15 protein-coding genes and 1 pseudogene are annotated in these 19,646 nt (G+C 68.3%); 9 read left to right on the plus strand and 7 right to left on the minus strand.

All coding sequences use genetic code 11. The features are described 5' to 3' along the window. Window positions 1-183: 183 nt before the first annotated feature. The 3 genes and pseudogenes from ABZ671_RS30845 to ABZ671_RS30855 all read right to left on the minus strand — a co-directional run. Window positions 184-614 (minus strand): annotated as a pseudogene (locus tag ABZ671_RS30845) (transposase); the annotation flags it as partial. 20 nt (window positions 615-634) lie between these two features. Then, window positions 635-967 carry a helix-turn-helix domain-containing protein gene (locus ABZ671_RS30850; protein WP_357864723.1) on the minus strand — a complete coding sequence of 111 codons (333 nt, stop codon included), beginning with the start codon at window positions 965-967 and terminating at the stop codon, window positions 635-637. Between the two features lie 93 nt (window positions 968-1,060). Continuing rightward, window positions 1,061-2,020, minus strand: a complete 960-nt coding sequence (locus ABZ671_RS30855) for a YafY family protein (RefSeq protein ID WP_357864725.1) — start codon at window positions 2,018-2,020, stop codon at window positions 1,061-1,063. A gap of 95 nt (window positions 2,021-2,115) precedes the next feature. On the opposite strand from ABZ671_RS30855, the gene ABZ671_RS30860 reads away from it, so the two are divergent. The 3 genes from ABZ671_RS30860 (at window position 2,116) to ABZ671_RS30870 (ending at window position 4,775) form a co-directional block, all read left to right on the plus strand. Beyond that, window positions 2,116-2,685 (plus strand): DinB family protein, encoded by a 570-nt coding sequence (locus tag ABZ671_RS30860; protein WP_357864727.1) that lies wholly within the window; start codon window positions 2,116-2,118, stop codon window positions 2,683-2,685. A gap of 152 nt (window positions 2,686-2,837) precedes the next feature. Next, window positions 2,838-3,137 carry a transposase gene (locus ABZ671_RS30865; RefSeq protein ID WP_357864729.1) on the plus strand — a complete coding sequence of 100 codons (300 nt, stop codon included), beginning with the start codon at window positions 2,838-2,840 and terminating at the stop codon, window positions 3,135-3,137. Window positions 3,138-3,248: 111 nt separating this feature from the next. Then, window positions 3,249-4,775 (plus strand): alpha-L-arabinofuranosidase C-terminal domain-containing protein, encoded by a 1,527-nt coding sequence (locus ABZ671_RS30870; protein ID WP_357864731.1) that lies wholly within the window; start codon window positions 3,249-3,251, stop codon window positions 4,773-4,775. A 50-nt stretch (window positions 4,776-4,825) separates the two neighbouring features. Here the strand turns inward: ABZ671_RS30870 and ABZ671_RS30875 are convergent, their stop codons facing one another. Further along, window positions 4,826-7,207: a glycoside hydrolase family 95 protein gene (locus tag ABZ671_RS30875; RefSeq protein WP_357864732.1), complete on the minus strand. Its 2,382-nt coding sequence runs from the start codon at window positions 7,205-7,207 to the stop codon at window positions 4,826-4,828. A gap of 373 nt (window positions 7,208-7,580) precedes the next feature. On the opposite strand from ABZ671_RS30875, the gene ABZ671_RS30880 reads away from it, so the two are divergent. The 3 genes from ABZ671_RS30880 to ABZ671_RS30890 all read left to right on the plus strand — a co-directional run bounded on the left by ABZ671_RS30880 (window position 7,581) and on the right by ABZ671_RS30890 (window position 10,728). Continuing rightward, window positions 7,581-8,837, plus strand: coding sequence for an ABC transporter substrate-binding protein (locus ABZ671_RS30880; RefSeq protein ID WP_357864734.1), 1,257 nt, complete (start codon window positions 7,581-7,583; stop codon window positions 8,835-8,837). A gap of 71 nt (window positions 8,838-8,908) precedes the next feature. Beyond that, window positions 8,909-9,862 carry a sugar ABC transporter permease gene (locus tag ABZ671_RS30885; RefSeq protein WP_357864747.1) on the plus strand — a complete coding sequence of 318 codons (954 nt, stop codon included), beginning with the start codon at window positions 8,909-8,911 and terminating at the stop codon, window positions 9,860-9,862. Between the two features lie 68 nt (window positions 9,863-9,930). Continuing rightward, the gene (locus ABZ671_RS30890; RefSeq protein ID WP_357864736.1) at window positions 9,931-10,728 is read left to right on the plus strand and encodes a carbohydrate ABC transporter permease; all 798 of its coding nucleotides are present in this window, start codon (window positions 9,931-9,933) and stop codon (window positions 10,726-10,728) included. A gap of 101 nt (window positions 10,729-10,829) precedes the next feature. On the opposite strand, the gene ABZ671_RS30895 is transcribed toward ABZ671_RS30890, so the two are convergent. Next, window positions 10,830-11,903: a PaaX family transcriptional regulator C-terminal domain-containing protein gene (locus ABZ671_RS30895; protein WP_357864738.1), complete on the minus strand. Its 1,074-nt coding sequence runs from the start codon at window positions 11,901-11,903 to the stop codon at window positions 10,830-10,832. A 165-nt stretch (window positions 11,904-12,068) separates the two neighbouring features. On the opposite strand from ABZ671_RS30895, the gene ABZ671_RS30900 reads away from it, so the two are divergent. After that, a complete protein-coding gene (locus tag ABZ671_RS30900; protein WP_357864740.1) occupies window positions 12,069-14,033 on the plus strand; it encodes a right-handed parallel beta-helix repeat-containing protein in 1,965 nt (654 codons plus the stop codon). A gap of 123 nt (window positions 14,034-14,156) precedes the next feature. Here ABZ671_RS30900 and ABZ671_RS30905 read toward each other — a convergent pair whose 3' ends face one another. After that, complete coding sequence (locus ABZ671_RS30905) at window positions 14,157-15,461, minus strand: cellulose binding domain-containing protein (protein ID WP_357864748.1); 1,305 nt, start codon at window positions 15,459-15,461, stop codon at window positions 14,157-14,159. Between the two features lie 553 nt (window positions 15,462-16,014). Here ABZ671_RS30905 and ABZ671_RS30910 point away from each other — a divergent pair. Together ABZ671_RS30910 and ABZ671_RS30915 are read left to right on the plus strand one after the other, a co-directional pair. After that, a complete protein-coding gene (locus ABZ671_RS30910; protein ID WP_357864741.1) occupies window positions 16,015-16,491 on the plus strand; it encodes a helix-turn-helix domain-containing protein in 477 nt (158 codons plus the stop codon). A gap of 334 nt (window positions 16,492-16,825) precedes the next feature. Further along, window positions 16,826-18,961: a ThuA domain-containing protein gene (locus tag ABZ671_RS30915; RefSeq protein WP_357864743.1), complete on the plus strand. Its 2,136-nt coding sequence runs from the start codon at window positions 16,826-16,828 to the stop codon at window positions 18,959-18,961. 196 nt (window positions 18,962-19,157) lie between these two features. Here the strand turns inward: ABZ671_RS30915 and ABZ671_RS30920 are convergent, their stop codons facing one another. Then, window positions 19,158-19,349 (minus strand): hypothetical protein, encoded by a 192-nt coding sequence (locus tag ABZ671_RS30920; RefSeq protein WP_357864745.1) that lies wholly within the window; start codon window positions 19,347-19,349, stop codon window positions 19,158-19,160. Between the last annotated feature and the right edge of the window lie 297 nt (window positions 19,350-19,646).

A 19,646-nucleotide genomic window follows, 5' to 3' on the forward strand; every position in this document is an offset into this window, starting at 1 on the left:
GGCCGCGGCCGCGCGCAGCGTCCTGCTCGAGGTCGCGCTGACCGCGATGCGCAGGATGGCCCTGGAGCACCACGTCGCTCTACGGTTCGGCTGACCGCTGAACGCCTGCCCTCCGATGTTGGCGCTGGCGTCTGACCTAAACCGGAACGCCAGGTGTGAGAGGGCGTTCGATTTGTTCTTGATCTACGAGTATGTGCCTCGCCAGGTGGTGTGGCTTCGTCCGTTATGCGGCGGCTGACGTTGTCGATCATCGCGATGTGGATCATGGCTTCGGAGCTGGCTGGGTGGGTCTCGTAGTCACGGACGAGTCGGCGGTGCAGCATCAGCCAGCCCAGGCTCCTCTCCACGACCCAGCGTCGTTTGACCACGTGGAAGCCTCGGGTTTCGGTGTTGCGCGGTACGACCTCGGCGTCGATACCGAGGGTGGCGGCGTGTTCGACGAACTGGTTTTTGAAGCCTGCGTCCACCCAGGTCTTGACGATGGTCGGGTACGCGGCTTTGACCTGGTCCAACACCTGGATTCCGGCGCGGTTCTCGGTCACGGAAGCGGCCATGACGATGACCGCGAGCAGTAGCCCCAGGGTGTCGGTGACTACGCTGCGTTTGCGGCCCATCGACGGGAGGCAGGCGGCCCCTATGCGTGCGGCGGGGTGGCTGTCTTCGCGGCCGGTGTCTGGTCGAACTCGTCGCGGTTGCGGACGATGTCGCTCTGGTGGCCACGGACCCAGTGCACAAGTCCGTCCACGGCCTCGCTCAGTGAGCGGCCGAGCGGCGTCAGGGCATATTCAACCCTCGGGGGTACTTCCGGGTATGCGGTTCTGGTCACCAACCCGTCGCGGGTGAGGGCGCGCAGCGTCTGGCTGAGCATCCGCTGGGAGACGCCGGCGACCTGCTCGTGCAGTGCGGTGAAGCGCAGCGGGCCGGATGCCAGGACCGTGATGGTCAGCAGTGTCCACTTGTCGCCCACCCTCGCCAGCGCGTCGCGGACGAGTTCGATCGTCTGGGCGCACTTCGGCGCGACTCCGCGTTGGGCGAGTTCGGTGCCAAGGAAGCTGGTGGATCACGCCCTGGCCCGGTTGAATCGGGCGGCCCAGTCGTGGAGCTGCTCGAGCAGTTCGGGCGGGTCGAGGACGCGGAAGTCGGCGCCGAGCGTGCCCAGCGCCATGGTCGGCCAGTCCAGGGAGTCGGCGGTCATCCGCACTCGGCAGTGCTCGGCGTCGAGCTCCTCGACTGTGCCCCACCGGCCGATCCGCTCGCGCACGGCTGCGGCCGGGGCGTCGACCAGGGCCTCCACCTGGTACGGGCGGGGCAGGTTGCCGAGGCTGGTGCGGACGAACTCGGCGGCGTCCGCGGCGGGCAGGTCGCGGGGCCGGAACCGGGAGCCGGTGCCGTGTGGCGCGGTGAGGCGGTCGATTCGGAAGCTGCGCCAGTGGTGCCGGGTGAGGTCGTAGGCGACCAGGTACCAGCGGCGGCCGAGGGAGACCAGCCGATGTGGCTCTACGTGCCGCTCGGTGTGCTGGCCGTCGGCGGCGGTGTAGGAGAAGCGGAGGTGTTCACTGTCCCGGCAGGCCAGCGCGACCGCGGTGAGCACGCTCGGGTCGACGCCTGGCCGGGTCGGGCTGTCCCAGCCGGCGGGCAGGGTCATCGCGCGCAGCGCCTCGACCTGGCGCCGTAGCCGGGCCGGCATCACCTGTACCACCTTGGCCAGCATCCGCACCGAAGACTCGGCGAGGCCCTCCACCGCGCTGTGCGCGGCGGCCTGCAGCCCTACGGCCAGGGCGACCGCCTCCTCGTCGTCGACCACGAGCGGCGGCAGTGCCGCGCCCGCGCTGAGCTGATAGCCGCCGTCGATGCCGCGCCGCGCCTCGACCGGATAGCCAAGCTCGCGCAGCCGCTCGATGTCTCGGCGCAGGGTGCGGACCGAGATCCCCAGTCGCTCAGCCAGTTGGCTGCCCGGCCAGTACCGGTGGGTCTGCAGCAGGGACAGCAGCCGCAGGGTCCGGGTGCTGGTGTTCGCCATGTCGTTGATTCTTCCGCTATTCAGGTCAGGAAGTGTCCGCAGGGCGGCCTAGCGTGGGTCTTGACCGATGGGAACGGGACAAGGAGCTGGAGACCATGAGCGAGGCCACAACCGCCGATGAACGGACCACCCACGGCTTGGCCGACGCGCCGGCCGCCACTGGCGAGCGCGCCGACCTGCTGGCGGCGCTGGCCAAACAGCGGCACTTCCTGCGCTTCACCACCCGCGACCTCACAGACGAGCAGGCCGGGCGGCGCAGTACCGTCAGCGAGCTGTGCCTGGGCGGCTTGATCAAGCACGTCACCGCGGTCGAGCAGAGCTGGGTGGACTTCATTTTGGATGGCCCGTCGGCGATGGACGATTTCACCACCATGACGGAGGCCGACTGGGCCCGACGGGCCGACGGGTTCCGGCTGCTACCCGGCGAGACATTGGCCGGTGTCCTGGCCGACTACGCCGAGGTGGCCCGCCGGACCGATGAGCTGGTCGTCACCCTGCCTGACCTGGACGCCACCCAGCCACTGCCGAAGGCCCCGTGGTTCGAGCCCGGCGGGCGGTGGTCGGCCCGCCGGGTGCTGATGCACATCATCGCCGAGACCGCGCAGCACGCCGGCCACGCCGACATCATCCGCGAGTCCCTGAACGGTGCCAAGAGCATGGGCTAATAACGGCGGCGCAGCGGATCACCACCGGCGGCATCCGAAGTCCGGTTTGGTTACCCGCCAGGCCGGCATCGAGGCGGCCCGGTGGGAGAGGAGGACTTCGCCCCGCTCGCTGGCACGCGTCTGCCGGGTGATCTGCTCAGCGTCAGCACCGGTTGTTCGGGAGCGGCCGACATGGCGAGTTCCCGTCGACCAAGAGCCTGACGACCGGGGAGGCCCAGGCCCACCTGGCCGAGCTGTATGGCGTCGAGGTGTCACGGCAGACACCGAAGATCCGTGATGGGAAGGCCGCCAATCGGTCCATCTACCTCGCCCTTGCCGTCACCGCCGAGGTAACCCGGGAAGTCTCCGGTTTGTGGGCCGGCGACGGCGGCGATGGCGCCAAGTTCTGGCGGCAGGTCCTCACGGAGTTGTGGCGCGTCACCTTGACCCGGCGCCGTCCGGCGCTCGGATAGACATGGATGTCAATCCCTGTATCCTTGCCGAGGTTACGGCGAGCCCTCGGTCCCGGTCAGCACAGCCGTCGGCCGCCCGTTCCCCCGCAGACCGCTTTCACAAGGACGACCATGACCGCCTCGACCGTCACCGCCGTCATTGACCTCGATTTGATCGGTCCCACCATCTCCCGCCACGTCTACGGCCACTTTGCGGAGCACTTGGGGCGCTGCGTCTACGGCGGCTTCTGGGTGGGGGAAGGCTCCGCGACCCCGAACGAGGGCGGGATCCGCCTCGATGTCGTCGAGGCGCTGCGCGGCATCCGCATCCCGAACCTGCGTTGGCCAGGCGGCTGCTTCGCCGACGACTACCACTGGCGCGACGGGATCGGCCCGCGCGAGCTGCGCCCCCGCATGGTGAACTCCCACTGGGGCGACGTGGTCGAGGACAACGCCTTCGGCACGCACGAGTTCCTGGCGCTGTGCGAGCTGCTGGGCGCGGATCCGTATATCTCCGGCAATGTCGGCTCGGGCAGTGTGCGGGAGATGTCCGAGTGGATCGAGTACCTTACCCGCAGCGACGACTCCCCGATGGCCGCCCTGCGCCGTGAGAACGGGCGTGACGAGCCCTGGCGGGTGCCGTTCTGGGGACTGGGCAACGAGGCGTGGGGCTGCGGTGGCAACCTGCGCGCCGAGCAGTTCGCCTCGATGGCCCGCCAGTACGCCACCTACGTCCGCGACCACGGCGACAACACGGTCTACCGGATCGCCGCGGGCGCGAACAACGACGATTACCACTGGACCGAGACACTGCTGCGCTCCTTCGACGACCTCGCGGTGCCCGGCTCCCGCGCCTGGCCGTTCCAGGCCGTCTCGCTGCACTACTACACGATGACTCGGGGATGGTCATCGAAGGGCGCGGCCACGGGCTTCGATGAGGAGGAGTGGTACCTCGCGCTGCGAAACGCGACCCGGATCGAGGATCTGGTCTCGCGCCACGAGGCCGTCATGGACCGCTGGGACCCGTATCGCAAGGTCGGCCTCGTCGTGGACGAGTGGGGTACCTGGTGGGACGTGGAGCCGGGCACCAACCCGGGCTTCCTGTACCAGCAGAACACGCTGCGCGATGCGCTGGTCGCCGCCGTGCACCTCGACACCTTCCACCGCCACGCGGCCCGTGTCGTGATGGCGAACATCGCGCAAACCGTGAACGTGCTCCAGGCCATGATCCTCACGGACCCGGAGACGGGCGCGCTGGTGCTGACGCCCTCCTACCATGTGTTCGCGATGAACCGCGCCCACCATGACGCGGCGTCGCTCGCCGTGACCTTCACGGGCGAGGTCCCGCGGCGCGAGGTGGCGGGGGAAAGCCTCGCGATGGTCTCGGCGTCCGCCTCGACACGCGGCGACACGGCGCTGGTCTCCCTGTCGAACCTCGACGCGCAGCGTCCGATGACGGTCGTCCTCGACTTGCGCGGCCGGGACGTAATGGCCCACCGGGCCACCGTCCTGACGGCCGACGCGCTCGACGCGCACAACACGCCGTCGGCCACAGCGGTCGCCCCCCGCGAGCACGCCGGGGTCACCGACCACCCGCGTGGCCTGGAGGTCGAGCTGCCCGCGCACGCGTACGTGACGGTGGCGCTGGACCTCGCCTGACCGTCGAACACTGGATCTTCACGGCCGCGCGAACCGCGTTTGCCGTGATCTCAGGCAAGGGTTACGCGCTCTCCGGCGGCGAGGGTGAGACGGCGGGTGCGCCGGATCCCGTCCCGGTCGCGCCACCGGGCTTCGACGGTTGTGTCCGTGCTGGCCGCGAGCTTCGCTGCCGTCACGGATCCGTCCACCCAGGCGAGTTCCTCGACGGTGACCGCGCCTCGGGCCCGCAGGCCGACCACCGAGCCGGTGGCCCACGCGGTAGGCAGGGCGGGCAGCAGCTCGATGACGGGGGCGGCATCATGCACGAGGTGGCTCTGCACGAGCAGTTCCGCGATGGCTGCGGTGACGCCGAAGTTCCCATCGATCTGGAACGGCGGGTGGGCGCACAGCAGCGAGGGGTACACCCCGCCCTGATGCTCGTCGGTGGCCGGGGTCAGGTACGCGCCGAGCAGCCGGTGCGCGGCGTCTCCGTCACCGAGTCGGGCCCACAGGCCGATTTTCCAGGCGATCGACCATCCGGTACCGGCGTCACCGCGTTCCGTGAGCGACCTGCGTGCCGCCTCGCGCAGCCGGGAGTCGCGGGCGATCGTCTGTCCCGGGTAGAGGCCGACCAGGTGGGACAGGTGCCGGTGGTGTGGCTCGACCTCCGGGTACTCGGCGGACCACTCCAGAATCTGTCCGCGCGAGCCGACCCGCAGCGGCGCCAGACGGGCCAGCGCGGCACGCACCTCGTGGAGGCTCGACACCGCCGCGTCGCCGAGCGGCTGCCCGCCGGCCTCCAGCGCCGCCTGCGCCTCCAAGACGAACTCGAACAGCTCGCGGGCCAGAGTCAGGTCCATCGCCGTACCCGCGTCGACGCTGGCCGGGCCGTTGCCGGTGCCGAACTCGTTCTCCGGGCTGGTCGACGGCGAGGTCACCAGGTAGCCGTCCGAGGCATCGACGAGCAGGTCGAGCACGAAGCGCGCCGCGTCCAGTGCGACCGGCAGCGCCACCTCCGCCAGGAAGCTCAGGTCCCGGCCGAAGCGCCAGTGCTCGGCTAGATGCAGCGACAGCCACGCCCCGGCCAACGGCCACTGCGCCCACTTCGGGTCGCCGTACCCCTTGCCCACCGGCACTGCGATGCGCCACAGGTCGGTGTTGTGGTGGCAGGTCCAGCCGCGCGCACCATAGATCCGGCAGGCCGTGGCCCGGCCGGCCACCGCGAGGTCGGTGACCAGGCGCAACAGTGGTTGGTGGCACTCGGCCAACGCTGTGGTCTCCGCCGGCCAGTAGTTCATCTGGGTGTTGATGTTTACCGTGTACTGGCAGTTCCACGGCGGCGTCACCTGGTCGTTCCAGATGCCTTGCAGGGTGGCGGGCTGGCTTCCCGGGCGCGAGGCGGCGGCGAGCAGGTACCGGCCGAAGGTGAAGGCCAGTGCGCACAGCTGCTCGTCCGGATCGCCTTCGGCTCGGCGAGCCAGCCGGACGTCGGTGGGCAGCTCCGGCGCGGTGGCGTCGAGGACCAGGCGTACCCGGTCCATCAGTGCCCGGTGCTCGGCGACGTGCGCCGCGCGCAGCGCCGCCCACCCGGCCGCGCCCGCCACCCGTACGTCCGTGGCGCAGCGAGCGAGGCACGCCTCGGCGTCGCGGGCGGGCGGGGTGCCCCAGTCCGTGAAGCCGGTGCGGATCGCGATGAACACCGTCACGGCGGCGGCTGCACGTACCGCGAGAACCGGCCCGTCGGCCCGCTCCTCGACCCGGACGGCAGCTCGGTCGCCCTCGACCACGGCCGTGCACAAGGCGGCGGCACGCATCGCCGGGCTGTCCCCGTCGCTCAGCACCACACCGTCGGCACGCGGCCAGGGCACCACGTGACGCGGCGCGGTCAGCAATAGCGCCAGCCCGGCCCGCCCGTACCCCTGGACTGCCGCCCGGGGCTGCGGCGTCGCCCACCCCAGGTCCAGCCGAAGGCCCTCCCGAACCGTGGTGGACAAACGCACTACCAGGGCCTGATATCCGACGCTCGCGAACACCTCCTGCCGGACCATGCCCCGCTCCACCACCGCGACACCGTCGCGCAGGTCCAGCCAGCGTCCGTAGGTCGCTCCGGCCAAGCCGTCCCGGTCCACGTGGCTGATCCGCAGGTCGCCGACCGGCTGGTACGCCTCAGCATCAGCACCCTGCGTGCCCCGCAGCAGCGATCCTGCCTCCACCGACCGTCCGGCCCGGACCAGGTCGCGTACCTCCCTCAGCAGCCCGGGCGGCACGTCAGGCGGTGCCGTCTCGCCCGGGCCCGACCAGAAGGAGTCCTCATTGAGGCTGATTCGTTCCTCCGGGAACCGGCCATGCACCATGGCTCCCAGCCGGCCGTTGCCCACCGGCAGCGCCTCCTGCCAGCTCCCCGCCGCGGCTAGGAACCTCAGCTCCGCGCGCGGCTCCCGTAGCATCCGCATTTCCACGCTCCCGCCCGATGAACCGCCGAGGACGGCGGCGAGGCCGAGCATGCCAGCCCGGAACGTGCCTCGGCGACCCGGCGTCAGGCTGCTATCCGGGAGCGGACGAGAGGGCCGACACTGGCGTCGTCGCTCGAAGTCGCACCCATGGTTGGGTGCTCGGGCCGAAAACTTTCGGACGCTGCGAGGCCAGGAAGCTCTCCTGTCGGCCTGCGGCCTTGCTGGCAGCAGGGCCCGTTGACGGATCACGCGGCACTTAGTAGCCTCAGCGCACGAAATAGTGGCATGTAAATTTCTCGATAAATTTCACAGCGTCAGTCGACGATCTCGCCAACGACGTTCACAGCCGACCCCACGACCGCTTGGAGGGCCGTTGAAACGCGTCCTGACCACCGCAGCCATCATCGCCACAGCCGCGCTCCTCGTCGCCGGCTGTGGGGGATCAGGTGGCAAGTCCGACTCGAAGACCTTCGAGTTCTGGTCGTTTGCCAACATCAACCAGAAGGCCGACGTCGACGTCTACACCAAGGCGCACCCGGATGTGCACGTCAAGCTCACCGAGGTGGGCACCACGACCGAGACCGCCCAGGCGCTCACCGCCGCGCTGGCCGGTGGCAAGGTGCCCGACCTGGTGCTGATCCAGGCAGACGATCTGCCGAAGTTCATGCAGTCTCCGGACAACTTCGTCGACCTCACCACACTTGGCGCTGGCAACATCAAGGGCAACTACCTCGACTGGGTGATGGCACAGTCGACGACCAAGGACGGCAAAATCATCGGCGTGCCGACCGACGTCGGCGGCTTGGCGGTCGCCTACCGTACCGACCTGTTCAAGGCAGCCGGCCTGCCCACCAACGGGGCCGAGGTCTCCGAGCTCTGGCCGACGTGGGACGACTTCATCAACGTCGGCAAGACGTACGTCCAGAAGACAGGCAAGCCGTTCGTGGACAACACGCCGACGAGCGTCTTCTTTCAGGCGGTCAACCAGGGCAGCGAGCGCTACTACCGCGCCGACCACCAGCTGGACTACGACAACGCACAGGTCAAGGCGGCGTTTGACGTGACGTTGAAGGCCTTCGCCGCGGGCATCTCCGCCAAGCAGGGGTCGTTCTCATCCGGCTGGACCGCGGCCATGAAAAAGGGTGACTACGCGGTGGTGTGCTCACCGTCCTGGATGCTCAGCCAGATGAAGACGAACGCTCCCGAGACCAACGGCAAGTGGGATATCGCCACCATCCCTGGTGGCTCGGGAAACTGGGGTGGCAGCTTCCTCGCCATCCCCAAGCGCGCCAAGAACGCGAAGGCGGCGTGGAACTACATCTCCGAGATGCAGTCGCCGCAGGGTCAGCTGGCGCACTTCGTGGCGCAGGGATCGCTGCCCACCACGCCGTCGGTCTACACGGACCCGCAGCTGGTCGGGAAGACGGACCCGTTCTTCAACAACGCACCGATCGGCAAGATCTACACACAGTCGGTGTTGGGGATCAAGCCCTTCTACTTCGGTCCGCTGGACGGCCCGATCGGCACCGAGTTTCTCAACACGCTCACCAGCGTCGAGCAGGGCAAGGTGGACCCGGCCAATGCCTGGAATACCGCCCTGGCCAATGTCAAGAACGCGGTACGCGGTTGACGGACGACTGATGCGCGGCAGCCGGGTTTTGCCTGGCTGTCGCGCATCGGGAAGGTGACGCTTTGACCACCATGCTCAGCCCGGCCGCCGCCGCACCGGACTTCCCGAGACCGAGGCGCAAGCGGCAGATTCAGCAGGGCGCACGGGAGCTGCTGGCACCATACGCGTACGTCTCGCCGTTCTTCGTGCTCTTCTTGATCTTCGGCCTATTCCCGTTGCTTTTTACCTTCTACATCTCCCTGTTCGAGTGGGACCCCATCGGCGAGCACCACTTCGTGGGGCTGGCCAACTTTTCCGAACTCGCGCACGACCCGCGCTTCTGGGGTGCGCTGCGTAACACGTTCAGCATCTGGGTGCTGTCGACGGTGCCGCAGTTGCTCCTGGCGCTCGGCCTGGCGCACCTGCTCAACCATGCCCGGCTGCGGCTGGCCACGTTGTTCCGGATGTCGGTGCTCGTTCCCTATGTCACCTCGGTGGCGGCCACGACCATCGTCTTCGCCCAGATGTTCGACCGGGACTACGGCATGATCAACTGGTTCCTCCAGTTGCTGGGCTTTCGCCATATCGATTTCACCGCGTCGCTGTGGGGTAGCCACATCATGATCGCTACGATGATCGCCTGGCGCTGGACCGGATACAACACGCTGCTGTACCTCGCCTCGCTGCAGGCGGTTCCCCGGGAACTGTTCGAGGCCGCGGCCGCGGACGGTGCGAGCGGCTGGAAGCAGTTCCTGCACGTCACCATCCCTTCGTTGCGGCCGATCATCGCATTCACCGTCGTGACGTCGACCATCGGCGGGCTGCAGGTTTTCACCGAGCCGCTGCTGGCCAATCCGGTGAGTGGACTCACGTGCGGGGCGGCACGGCAGTGCCAGACCGTCACCCTCTACCTGTACGAGCAGTCCTTCGGGCAGTTCCACTTCGGCTACGGCGCGGCGGTCGGTGTCGCACTCTTCGTCCTCGTGGTGGCCTTCTCCGGAATCAACTATCTGCTGGCCACCCGCATCGGCTCGGAGCGCCCATGAAGCCCGGACCCTCGACCGCCGCACTCACGCGGGTCAGGCGGCGGCACGCCAACCGTGTCCCGATCGCGGTGTACGCACTGCTCACCCTCATGGGGCTCGTCAGTGTCTTTCCGCTCTACTGGATGTTCGTGGTGGCGACAACGGATTCCGCTACAGCGACGACTCTCCCACCGCACGTCACACCCGGCGGCAACTTCCTGCACCTGGCGAAGCTGGTCTTCACCATCGTGCCGTTCGTGCATTCCCTGCTCAACAGCCTCATCGTCGCCACCACGGTCGCCGTAGGCCAGGCAGTGCTCTGCGCGTTGGCCGGCTTCGCCTTCGCCAAGCTGTCCTTCCCGGGCCGCAACACGCTGTTCCTCATCGTCGTGCTGACCATGACGGTGCCGGCGCAGTTGGCCGTCGTCCCGCAGTACCTGATCATCTCCCAGTTCAACTGGGTGGACAGCCTGCAGGCGGTGATCGTACCCGGGCTGGTCAGCGCGTTCGGCATCTTCTGGATGCGCCAGCACATCGGCAGCACTATCGATGACGAGCTGATGCACGCGGCGCGCGTGGACGGCGCGACCACCTGGCAGATCTTCTGGCGGATAGCCTTCCCGCTCGTACGCCCGGCGGCATTCGTGCTTGGGCTGTTCACGTTCGTCTACTCGTGGAACGACTTCCTGTGGCCGTTCATCGTGTTGAAGTCGCCAGAGAACTACACTGTCCAGATCGCCATCAAGGCACTCCAGCAGAACCGGGACATCGATTTGGGCCTGGCCATGTCCGGCTCATTCCTGGCCACTATTCCGCTGCTGGCGTTGTTCGTCTTCGTCGGTCGCCGTCTGGTGCAGGGAATCATGGAAGGCGCGTTTAAGGGGTGAGGCCTCGGGTGCAGGTCTCGCCAACGTTCCTGGGCTCGGCACCGCCTGTCGGCTCGCCGGCGACAACTTCCACGCCGTCGACCACAAGCTGGCAACGGCCGCTACCCGGTGTCTGCGCTCGTGCTGAGATCCCTGGTCGTATGAGCGAGGATGCCCGGATCGGGTGAGTCGGCGAACCGGGCGACGACCGCGCGGACATGTTCCTGAGCGGGTTCGGCGAGGCCGTCGTAGACCGAAACGAACAGTTCCCGGGCGCGGACCCGGGGCCAACCGGGAGGCATCAGCTGGAGGGGCAGTTGCGGGTCGAGGATGGGGAAGCGCCGGTAGGTATCCATGACCTCGGTGCGGGTCGCGACCGCCTGGGCGCCTGTGATCCGCCCGGCACGGATGCGCGGGAGCAGCGGCTTCCATCGCTGGATGAATGTCTCGTACTGTTCGGCGATGGCGGCCACGTCCCAGGCCTCGATCGGGGACCGGCTATTCGTGCTCGCCAGGTCCACGTGACTCGCTCGGAATATGCTCATCGCACCAATACCGAAAGCCCGGAGGCCGTTCTCGACGGTCGGGTTCAGCGCGTCGGGGGAGACCCACAGCCCGTCGAACAGCGACGCGAAGCCCAACCATCGCAGCTGGTCGCGCAGCGCGCGCCGGTGACCGCTCGCCTCCTGGGGCAGGGAGAAGGCGACCAGCGTCCAGCACCCGTCCCACGAGTCCACCCCGGAGGCGAATCCGGCGATCCACGCTCCGCCACTCATCAGTTCGGCGGCGGCCGCCCGGGTCAGGCGGTACGAGCTGTGCCGCCCTTCCCGGCAGTTCTCGAGGGCTCCTCGGCGGGCCAGCCGGCTGATGGCGGTGCGGGCTCCGGCGGTGCTAACCCCTGTCTCAGCGAGCAGCGCGACGATCGACGCCGAGGGCAGCCAGGCGCGCGTACGCGCGGTGTAGTCCGCGATCAAGGTCATCGCCATGCCCTGCGGTGAGGTGCCTGCCTGGCGACGGGGTAACCGTACTGAGCCGGCGAGCTCGGGGACTATGTCCTCCATTTCGTACGGGATCACCACGGATACGCTCCGGTGCTCGAGGTTGGACGGGAAGGCCGACGACATGGGCAGGTCCATGATTATGCGCGGCGACCCCATGGTGCCCGCCGACGCCCAGGTAGCCAGCGCCGTCGGCATCCCCGCCGACCGGGGGAGCCCGCCGGCGTCTGGATGCGGTCGTCGATCCTCAGCTACGGTGCGGTCAAGAGGTGTTCAGGTCTTACGTCACAACATGATCTTGGGCGTCCTCGTCACGCCCAGACCCCTGGCATCGGAACTACTCGTCTAGGAGGGCTCTCCCGGATGGCATCCGTTTTCCATGTGGCGACCAGCGGTTCGGATCGCGCTGACGGCTGCGCCGAGCGGCCCTTCCGGACGATCAATCGGGCGGCCGGCGTCGCGCAGCCCGGTGACACCGTGGTGGTGCACGCGGGGGAGTACCGCGAGTGGGTGAAGCCACGGTATGGCGGTCTCAGCGACTCCCGCCGCATCACCTACGAGTCGGCGCCCGGCGAGCACGTTGTGATCAAGGGATCGGAGCGCATCACGGGCTGGGAGCTACTCGGCGGGACGGTATGGAAGGCAGTTGTCGACAACTCGCTGTTCGGCTCGTTCAACCCGTTCGCACGGGAGGTGGCCGGCGACTGGATCGTCTACCGGACGGGCGCGCCACGCAGCCACCTCGGCGATGTCTACCTGAACGGGTTGAGTTTCTACGAGGTGGCAACCCGGGCGGAGGTCAACGATCCGCCACGGCGCACCGAGGTCGTCGACGACTGGACCAGGGTGACCCATCCGGTCGGCAATCCCGACCAGACCCAGCTCGTCTGGTATGCCGAGGTCGGTGAGCAGACGACAATCTGGGCCAACTTCCAGGGCGCCGACCCGAACACGGAACTGGTCGAGATCAACGTACGCCGCAGCGTCTTCTACCCGGACCAGCCACACCTGGACTACATCACGGTCCGCGGATTCGAGCTGGCGCACGCTGCCAGCCCGTGGGCGCCACCGACCGCCGATCAGCCGGGCCTGATCGGGCCCAACTGGGCAAAGGGTTGGGTCATCGAGGACAACGTGATCCATGACGCCAAGTGCTCGGCGATCTCGATCGGGAAGGAGGGATCGACCGGGCAGAACCACTCGGCCCTCCGCGGTGACAAACCGGGCTACCAGTACCAGTTGGAGTCGGTCTTCGCGGCCCGCCAGATCGGGTGGGACCGGGAGCATATCGGCTCGCACGTGATCCGCCGCAACACGATCTACGACTGCGGCCAGAACGCGATCGTGGGTCACCTCGGATGTGCGTTTTCCACGATCGAGGACAACCACATCTACGGCATCGGCGTGAAGCGCGAGTTCTACGGGTACGAGATCGCTGGCATCAAGCTGCACGCGGCCATCGACGTGGTGATCCGGCACAACCGGATTCACGGCTGCTCGCTCGGCACATGGCTGGACTGGCAGGCGCAGGGCACCCGGCTCTCGCGCAACGTCTACCACCACAACTGCCGGGACCTCTTCGTCGAGGTCAGCCACGGTCCCTACCTGGTCGAACACAACATCTTCGGCTCGCCCGCCTCGCTGGAGTTGTTCAGCCAGGGAGGCGCCTTCGTCAACAACCTGATCTGCGGCACGCTGCGGCTGGAGCCGGTGCTGGACCGCGCTACGCCGTATCACCGGCCGCACAGCACCCAGGTCGCCGGGTACGCGGTGATCTACGGTGGCGATGACAGGTACGTGGGGAACCTCTTCCTGGGCGGCGACCCGGGCGCAGCCTATGGGATGGGCGCGGAGGGCGAGGGGCCACCGTTGTGCGGCACCGCCGGATACGACGGCCATCCAGCATCGTTCGAGGAGTACCTGGCCCGACTCGACGATCAGCCGCCCAGCGACCAGCAGAAATACCTCGACGTGAAACAACCGGTGTACGCCCGCGCGAACGCCTACGCCGCGGGGGCCAGGCCGTTCGAGGGTGAAGGTGAACCACGGGTAATGGGCGCCGCGACCGCGACCGTTGTCGACGAGGGTGACGGGGTCTGGCTCATCACTGATCTCCCCGAAGCGTTCGACGAGGCTCGCATCGGTGTGGTCACCGGCCGGGATCTGGAACGGGTCCGTTGCGCCGACGCGGAGTTCGAGGAGGCAGACGGCGGCCCCGCCATCATGGACATCGACCTCACGGGTGAACCCAGGCAGGCTGGACGAGATGGTGCCGTCGGCCCGATCGCGGGCCTTCTATCCGGGGCGAGCCGAACGCGCATTCTTTGATGACAGAACCGTCCGCGGCGGTCCTGGCGGTCCTGGCCAACGGGTAAGCATGGGGTGTGGGGCTGGTGCGGCCGTCCCGCGGGCCCGGCGCCAGCTGGCACCGGGCCCGGGGCAGTGCCCCGCTCAGGGGCTGGTGCAGGTGATGTTGCTGGCCGGAGTGGCACCGTCGCCGGTGGCGGTGAACCCGAAGGTGGTGGAGGTGTTCACGCCCAACGTGCCGTTGTAGGGGGCATTTCGCACGGTGATGTTGCCCGTGGTGCCCGTGTTGGTGCCGTTCCAGAGGCTGCTGATGGCCTGTCCGCTGGCCAGGGTCAGTCGTACGGTCCAGCCGTTGATCGTGGTGGCGGTGTTGTTGGCCACGGTGACCTCAGCCTGGTAGCCGCCGGGCCAGCTGTTGACGGTGTGGTAGGTGGCGACGCAGCTGGCCGGCGTGGTCGTGGGCGGCGTGGTCGTGGGCGGCGTGGTCGTGGGAGGTGCGGTTGTGGGCGGCGCGGTCGTCGGGGGCGCGGTTGTGGGCGGCGTGGTGGACGAGAACTGGGTGAAGAATCTCCAGATTTCCCCCGAGGTCCAGGTCCTGGAGTCGTTGGGGCTGGACGATCCGTCGACCGGACTGGGGGTGTGGTCTCCGTCGAACGCGGCCCACTGCACGGGGTAACCGGTTCGGCAACCGGAATAGGTGGTGGTGATGTGGGTCAGGCTGCCTCGGCTCGGCTCGGGCGGGTTCTGCGTAGTGCAGCCGTTGTTCCTGACGAACGTGTCGCGCAGAGACCGACCCAGGGAGATGTTCAGCACGCTGTCGTAGGTGCCGTGGATGCCGAAGTACGGGACGGGCTGGGTACCGCCGTTGCATCCGCTGAGGTTGGCGCCGGACAGGACCGCGACCGCCCGGACGACGGTGGGTCGAGCGCAGGCCACGGCATAGCTCATGGCCCCGCCGTAGCTCCATCCGAGCACGAAACGCTGGGTCGTGTCGACGCAGAGGGCGTCCTCGATCTGCCGGGAGATGTCGTCGAAGAGGGTCAGGTCCCGACCGTTGGTGTTGGCCCAGCCGGCGTCGATGCCTTGAGGCGCGACGAAGATCGCGCTGTTGTTCGACAGTGGCGCAAGCCCGTAGTAGCCGGCTGAGGCGACGTTGCTGGCCGAGCCGTTCAGCCAGTGGAAGCCAACGATCAGCCGGTAGGGGTGGTTTCTGTCGTACCCGTCCGGGATCCGCAGGATGTAGCTTCGATTCTGTCCGCTGCTCTGAATCGTGCGCGTACCGCTGGTGAGCGTAGGGGCCTTGCCGCAGCCTGCGGTCGTGGCGAGGGTGCCGATCGTCGCGGCCACCGCCGCGTCGCCGAAGCCGATGCTCCGCGCGCCACCGACGGTCGCCGCGAGGAGAACCGCTGCGGCCGAGATGGATGAGAGAAGATGTCTCCGTTTCATGATTGCTTGACTCCTTGCCATTGGTCGTCGTGTTCCGGTGGTGTCGTGCGAGGCCGACCCCGGTGACTACGCCGCGCTCCGCCGACCGACGGTCAGCGAGGTGCTGGCGGCTTCGCCTGGTGGGCGAGGCGATGCCCGTTCAGCTCCGATCGGCATGCTCCTGTAGTCCGGGCCCGGCGTACCCGCGCGGCTACGGCCGTCCGTCGGCGCCGGGATCGTCCGCGACGGCATGGAGGCGGGGCATGTGGCCGGACCGAAGTCGGCCGGCGACCGCCTGTGGTCGCCTGGCACCCGCGGAGCGCCCGGACTGGTCAGCCACCGGCGAGGCGGTGTGGCTTGCGCCCTCGGCGCGCCTTGCCGGCTGGATCGAGGTGATCGCGAGCGTGCCCTTCGCCCGCGTCCAAAAAGATAGCATGTTATCGATAACATGCTCAATCGATTGAGCTGCTCGCCAGGTCCCTGGGCAAGCGCGTAGCGAGAGAGCCTGGACTGCCGCGACCCCCGTCGAGGCCCCGCCACGCTTCCGGAACGGCTTTTTGACCCTCCACCACCCTCGGTGGCCGCCGATACCTCGCGTGATCCGCCCGCACCTTTCGCGAGCCGTCCGCGACGGGCCGACAGCGATGCATTAGCACCGATTATCACCCGTATCAGGCACCTGCTGTCTGTTCTTGACACCCATCGGTCTTCAAGGAGGACCAGCCATGACCGCAGCAACCAGTACGCCAGCGTCCGCTACGTCGTTGACGACGTGCGAGCGGCCATCGACTTCTACACCACCCATCTCGGCTTCACCCTGAACACCAGTGCCGTGCCCGCCTTCGCCGACGTGGGCCTCAGCGTTTATCCGCAGCTCACCCTCAGTGAGGTGGCGCGGATGACCGGCCTGACCCGGGCGGCCGCGCGCCGGCTTCTGCTCACCCTGGTCGAGCTGGGTCTACGTCGCCCGCGTCCCGACAAAGCGGATCATGACTGTGGGGATCAGCGACCCGGGGCACCACCACCAACTCGGCGAAGCTGCGCGCCCTCCTGAAGAAGATAGCCGTTCGGGCCACATCCCGGGGTCCAGAGGACCTGCAGGGCGGCCTGAGCCGGTAGGTGGTGGCCGCGCGCCGGCAGGTGACGGGACGGGCATGCCGCGAAGGGCGCCACCGTCACCATGGGTCGCGGCTCGTTCGGCGATATCGGTCATACCCGACTGTGCACTTTAGGGCTCTCAGGCACAACTTTTGCTCATTCATTTCAAACTTTCGCAGTGATGCATCTAGCTTGATGTCGCTGCCGGCGATAGCCTCTCGCCCGAGAACACATCGCGTCCCCTTGGCTCGTCGAGATCCGTCTCCACTTCCCGGACTGGAAGGAACCGCATGCCCAGCCACCACCTGCCGCCAAGAACCCGCAGAGCACACCCGTCCCGCCGAGCGGGCGCAGACGCCCGCCGGCGACTGCTGCGCTTCCTGCTCGCCGCCGTCCTACCCGCCGCGTCCCTGTCCGTCGGCTCGCTCGTCGTCGGCACCCCGGCCTGGGCCGCGCCCACCAGCGCACCGGCCATCCTCACCCCGACCGCCCCGACCGGGACCAACAGCTTCTACCGAGGCCCGGTCACCCTGAACCTGTCTGCCACCGACGACGTCAACGGTGTCCAGCGCCTGGAGTACCGGCTCGGCAACTCGGCGCCGTTCCAGACCGTGGCGTCCGCGCCCACCCCGTACCCTGCCAGCCTGACCGGCTCGGTGCAGATCACCCAGGGGGGCACCACCACCGTCGGCTACCGGGCCATCGGCGGCGACGGCTCCGCCGAGTCCGTCCGCACCATCACCATCCGGATCGACACCGTCGCCCCGGTGGTCAGCTGGCCGGGCATCGTCGACGGGCACGTCGGCCACACCGCCACGCTGATCCCGACCCGGACCGATCCCGCACCTGGCTCCGGGGGCGTCTTCATCCACCGCATGTGGCTCGACGGCACCGAGGTTACCCCGCTGCCCGTCACCACCTCCACCCTGACCACCGGCGGGCACACCGTCAGCGTGGTGGCCAGCGACGCGGCCGGCAACGCCGCCCGGTACGACCAGGCGTTCGTCGTCACCACGTCCTTCACCGACCTGGACAACCTCATCGCCGGCTACGTCACCAGCGGCGCCCTGAACACCGCCACCGGCGACAGCCTGCGCGCCACCCTCGCCCAGGCCGCCAGCCTCGCCGAGGCCGGCGGCACCAACGCGGCGGCCACCCTGCTCAACAAGTTCGTCGCGGCCGCGCAAAGCGCCACCAAATCCGGGCCGACCCGCGACACCCTGGTCGGCGACGCCCGATACCTGAAGCAGCAGGTCACCGGCACGCTGCCGGCAGACCCGCCGACCGGCATGACCGTCACGCCGGCCACCGGACCCAACCCGATCCCCGCCGCCACACCGCTGGCCGCATCCACCAACTTCCCCGACGCCAGCTACCGGGTGCTGTACTTCTCGGCCACCAAGGGCTTCCGCCACGACCACATCCCGGACACCGCCCTGCTCGTGCAGCAACTGGGCAAGCAGTACGGCTTCGACGTCGACATCTGGGATCCGAGCCTGGCCCCCAACTCGCTGCGGAGCACGCCGTTCACCTCCGCCGCCGACCTGGCGAAGTACAAGACCATCATTTTCTCCTCGCCGGTGGACGGCACCAACCCCAACAGCGCGCCCGACAAGGACGCCCTCAACGCCAGTGAGCTGGCCGCTTTCAAGGAATACATCCAGGCCGGCGGCGGCTACCTCGGGCTGCACGGGGCCTCCGACGCTATCCACAACGTGTCCTGGTACCGCAACCTGGTAGGAGCCTGGTTCACCAACCACCCCAACGGCCAGAACGGCGAAGGCACCTGCGGCAGCTGCATCAACGTCCGGGTCAACACCGAGGACCCGACCAACCCGGCCGTGGCGCACCTGCCGAAGACCTGGCTCACCATCGACGAGCTGTACAACTTCGACCACAACCCGCGCGCCGAAGTGCACACGCTGCTCAGCCTCGACGAGTCGTCGTACCAGCGGAGCCTCAACAGTGGCAACGCCGCCACCAACCCGCTGCGGCTGATGAACGGCGATCACCCGATCGTCTGGTGCCAGGAGTACGACGGCGGACGCGCTTTCTCCCTCATCCTCGGCCACGACCGCGCGCAGTACTACCGTGACCCGTTCACCCGGATGCTGCTGGCCGGCATCCACTGGACCGCCGACCAGACCGAGGCGAACTGCTCGACCTACCGGCAGACCCGGACGCTGATCACCACCAGCGTCGCTAACGGTGCCCTGGATCCCGCGTCGGCCGAGGCCGCCTCCGCGCTGCTCGACGACGCCCAGGCCGCCTACCTCGCGCGGGACTACAACGCCGCCTCCACGTCGCTCAACCGGATCAGCGCGATCGCCGGTAAGCCCGCCGCCGGCAGCAAGGCGGCGCGTACCGAACTCGACCGCCAGGCCCGCCAGCTGCGCGACTGGATGCAGACGTTGAAACACTCCTGACCGTCCCCGGTTGCCGGCCTACCGCAGGCCGGCAACCGGTGGTTCCACGCCACCGGACTTTGGGCTAGACCCGCCCGGCAACCGGCGATGAGCTGGCCAGAGTGGCCACGGGAAAGCACGAACCGATCAATGAAGGTTCTGCGGGGTAGGTCGCGGCCGGGCGCGTCTTGTGCTAGACCGCGCCCGGCCGCATCACTCACACCAGGATCGCACTGAACCGCTGGCCGTCGAACTCGCGCACGCGAACGTTCACGACCGCGCCGGGCTCGGCCGTGGCGCTGCGCACGAGCCCGTGCACGCCTGCCGGAGTCTCGACGAGCACGCCGAACGGCAGGACCTTGGTCACGGTCACGGCAACGAGATCGCCGGCTCGCATCGGGGTGTTCATAGTCTCACCCCCTTCCGATCATCGGGGTGACTCGGGGCGGCGGCACTGCGGATCGCCGTCTCTCCTTGGGTCTTGTGCGATTGACGCAGAAGCCGGGTCCACCCGGACATCACGCCGAAGACGATAACAGCGGTGGCTGTGTACAGCGGAGGATCACGACGCTTGGACCGGGTGCATGGGATCGGCCTCACCTGCCATTCCTGTCAGCCGAACCGTAGAGCGACGTGGTGCTCCAGGGCCATCCTGCGCATCGCGGTCAGCGCGACCTCGAGCAGGACGCTGCGCGCGGCCGCGGCC

Origin of the sequence: Micromonospora sp. NPDC006766 (genome assembly GCF_040636055.1) — a bacterium.
GTDB lineage: Bacteria > Actinomycetota > Actinomycetes > Mycobacteriales > Micromonosporaceae > Micromonospora.

Excerpts from the sequence above, each read along its gene's own strand:
- ABZ671_RS30860 (WP_357864727.1), top strand. The coding sequence starts at position 2,116 with ATGAGCGAGGCCACAACCGCCGATGAACGGACCACCCACGGCTTGGCC.
- ABZ671_RS30855 (WP_357864725.1), bottom strand. The coding sequence starts at position 2,020 with ATGGCGAACACCAGCACCCGGACCCTGCGGCTGCTGTCCCTGCTGCAG.
- ABZ671_RS30895 (WP_357864738.1), bottom strand. The coding sequence starts at position 11,903 with ATGCCGACGGCGCTGGCTACCTGGGCGTCGGCGGGCACCATGGGGTCG.
- ABZ671_RS30885 (WP_357864747.1), top strand. The coding sequence starts at position 8,909 with ATGCTCAGCCCGGCCGCCGCCGCACCGGACTTCCCGAGACCGAGGCGC.
- ABZ671_RS30870 (WP_357864731.1), top strand. The coding sequence starts at position 3,249 with ATGACCGCCTCGACCGTCACCGCCGTCATTGACCTCGATTTGATCGGT.
- ABZ671_RS30920 (WP_357864745.1), bottom strand. The coding sequence starts at position 19,349 with ATGAACACCCCGATGCGAGCCGGCGATCTCGTTGCCGTGACCGTGACC.
- ABZ671_RS30915 (WP_357864743.1), top strand. The coding sequence starts at position 16,826 with ATGCCCAGCCACCACCTGCCGCCAAGAACCCGCAGAGCACACCCGTCC.
- ABZ671_RS30900 (WP_357864740.1), top strand. The coding sequence starts at position 12,069 with ATGGCATCCGTTTTCCATGTGGCGACCAGCGGTTCGGATCGCGCTGAC.
- ABZ671_RS30875 (WP_357864732.1), bottom strand. The coding sequence starts at position 7,207 with ATGCGGATGCTACGGGAGCCGCGCGCGGAGCTGAGGTTCCTAGCCGCG.